Source organism: Nonomuraea lactucae, from assembly GCF_003313395.1.
Taxonomy (GTDB): Bacteria; Actinomycetota; Actinomycetes; order Streptosporangiales; family Streptosporangiaceae; genus Nonomuraea; species Nonomuraea lactucae.
Map to the genome: position 1 here is coordinate 1 of NZ_QNFZ01000637.1, position 2,659 is coordinate 2,659.

At 71.3% G+C, this 2,659-nt stretch carries 3 protein-coding genes; 1 reads left to right on the forward strand and 2 read right to left on the reverse strand.

The window, feature by feature from the left end:
• Positions 1–52: 52 nt before the first annotated feature.
• Positions 53–850, reverse strand: coding sequence for an SAM-dependent methyltransferase (locus DQW85_RS24590; protein ID WP_113702384.1), 798 nt, complete (start codon positions 848–850; stop codon positions 53–55).
• Positions 851–963: 113 nt separating this feature from the next.
• The gene (locus tag DQW85_RS24595; protein WP_113702385.1) at positions 964–2,301 is read right to left on the reverse strand and encodes a class II 3-deoxy-7-phosphoheptulonate synthase; all 1,338 of its coding nucleotides are present in this window, start codon (positions 2,299–2,301) and stop codon (positions 964–966) included.
• Positions 2,302–2,479: 178 nt separating this feature from the next.
• Here DQW85_RS24595 and DQW85_RS24600 point away from each other — a divergent pair.
• Positions 2,480–2,659, forward strand: a 180-nt coding sequence (locus DQW85_RS24600; RefSeq protein ID WP_162795338.1) for a zf-HC2 domain-containing protein, incomplete at its 3' end; no start/stop codon positions are given.

The window sequence follows — 2,659 nt, forward strand, 5'->3', positions numbered from 1 at the left end:
CTTCGGGCGCCCGTCGCGCTGCCGGGGGCGCCCGCCGCGCTGCCGCGGGCCGTCAGAGCTTGCGGCCCACTCCGCCGTACCCGATGGAGACGACGCCCGCGCTGTCGTCGAGGTCCGGGTCGGGCCGCCAGTCCCTCAGATGGACCAGGCCGGGCGCCAGCAGCTCGAACCCGTCGAAGAACCGCGCGATCTCCTCGGGCGTGCGCAGGTGGAGCGCCGCCGTCGCCTTCCGGTAGATCTCCAGCGCCTCCGGCGTCGTGTCTGGCTTGGCGTCGATGGCGTGGCTGACGACCAGATGGCAGCCCGCCGGCGTCGCCTCGCGCAGCCGCCTGACGACCTCGTACGCCTCCTCGTCCGGGACGAAGTGCAGCACGCCCAGCATCAGGAACGCCGTCGGCCGGTCGAGGTCCACCAGGCCCGCGAGCCGTTCCAGCAGTTCGTCGGGCTTGCGCAGGTCGGCCTGGAGCATGCTCACGTTCTCGCCCCCGGCCAGCAGCGCCCGCCCGTGCGCGCACACCACCGCGTCGTAGTCGACGTAGACCACGCGCGCCCGAGGCGCGATCTCGTGCGTGTTGCCCTGCGTGGGCAGCCCCGCCCCCAGGTCGACGATCTGGTCCACACCCGCGTCGACCAGATGGCGCACAGCCCGCCGCAGGAAGGCGCGGTTCTCCAGCGCGGCGTGCCGGGTGTCGGGGAACAGCTGGAGAATCTGCTCCGCCGCGGCCCGGTCGGCGGCGAAGCTGTCCTTGCCGCCGAGGTAGTAGTCGTACATCCTCGCGACGTTGGGCACGCTCGGGTCCACACCTTCCGGCACAGCCTCCACGATCCATCCCTGTGGCTCGGCATCCATTGGCAGATCATAGGAGACACGCGGAACGCGAGACCGCCATATTCCCGAAATACCGCCATATTCCCGTGATGCAGAAACAGCGGAAAAGCCGGAAGGCGCGCCGGAAACGGCGGTCAGGCGGAGCGGTAGAGCTCCGCGACCCGGAACGCCAGGTCGAGCGACTGGCCACGGTTGAGCCGCGGGTCGCAGGCCGTCTCGTAGCGCAGCGACAGGTCGTCCTCGGCGATCTCCTGGCCGCCGCCCACGCACTCCGTCACGTCGTCACCCGTGAACTCGATGTGGATGCCGCCAGGGTGCGTGCCCAGCGCGCGGTGCACCTCGAAGAACCCGGCCACCTCGTCGAGCACGTCGTCGAGCCGCCGCGTCTTGTGCCCGCTCGGCGCCTCGAACGTGTTGCCGTGCATCGGGTCGCATATCCACGCCACCTGCGCGCCGGCCGCCGTGACCTCCTTGACCAGGCCGGGCAGCAGCTCGCGGACCCGCGGGGCCCCCATCCGGGTGATGAACGTCAGCCGCCCCGGCTCGTTGGCCGGGTTGAGCCGCTCGACCAGTGCGAGAGCGTCTGACGGGGACGTGGTCGGGCCCAGCTTGACGCCGATCGGGTTCTGGATGCGGGCGAAGAAGTCGACGTGCGCGCCGTCGAGCTGGCGGGTGCGCTCGCCGATCCAGACCATGTGCGCCGACACGTCGTACGGCAGGCCGGTGCGCGAGTCGATGCGGGTCAGCGCCCGGTCGTAGTCGAGGATCAGCGCCTCGTGCGAGGAGTAGAACTCGACCGTGTGGAACTCCTCCGGGTCGGCCCCGCAGGCGTGCATGAACGCCAGCGCCTGGTCGATCTCCCGCGCGAGCTGCTCGTAGCGGCGCCCGGCGGGCGACTCGGCCACGAAGTCCTGGTTCCAGGCGTGCACCTGGCGCAGGTCGGCGTAGCCGCCCTTGGTGAACGCCCGGGCGAGGTTGAGCGTCACGGCGGAGGAGTGGTAGGCCTTCAGCAGCCGCCCCGGGTCGGGCGTGCGCGCCGCGGCGGTGAAGTCGAAGCCGTTGACCATGTCGCCCCGGTAGGCGGGCAGCTCCACGCCCTCGCGCGTCTCGCTGCCCTTGGAGCGCGGCTTGGCGAACTGGCCCGCCAGCCGGCCGATCTTGACGACCGGCACCTTGCCCGCGTAGGTGAGCACGATGGCCATCTGCAGCAGCGTCTTGAGCTTGTTGCGCACGTTGTCGGCGGTGGCGCCGGCGAACGTCTCGGCGCAGTCGCCGCCCTGCAGGACGAACGCCTCCCCCCGCACCACGGCGGCGAGCTGCTCCTTGAGCTGGTCGCACTCACCGGCGAAGACGAGAGGAGGCAGGCCGCCGAGCTCGGCGACGACCTTGTCGAGCTCGCCGCGGTCGGGCCAGTCAGGCTGCTGCGCCGCGGGAAGGGCTCGCCAGGAATCGAGATTGGTCTGTGCGCTCACGACATACGAGGGTATGCCACTGGCCCGGCCCACACCGACCCCGATGTCCACGTTGTGAGAACGCGTCGTCACTCCGGTGGGCGCGCGTCCCGGGAAATGAGCGGCTTCCCTGCCATCCGCCGTGCCCCAGAGGCCGAATCACAGACGTGAGCCGCCTTCAGACGACAGGGAGTGGACTGTGAACGACGAGCTCCACGCCCTGTCCGGGGCCTACGCCGTCAACGCGTTGCCCGACGACGACGAGGCGCTGTTCGAGTGGCACCTGGAGGGCTGCGCGGCGTGCCGGTCGGAGGTGCGGCGGCTGCGCGAGACGGCCGCCCGGCTCGCGCTCCCCCTCGCCCGGCACCCCCGCGCCGGC

Bases quoted from the DNA above. Each gene is read 5' to 3' on its own strand.
- DQW85_RS24590 (WP_113702384.1), bottom strand. From the start codon at position 850: ATGGATGCCGAGCCACAGGGATGGATCGTGGAGGCTGTGCCGGAAGGT.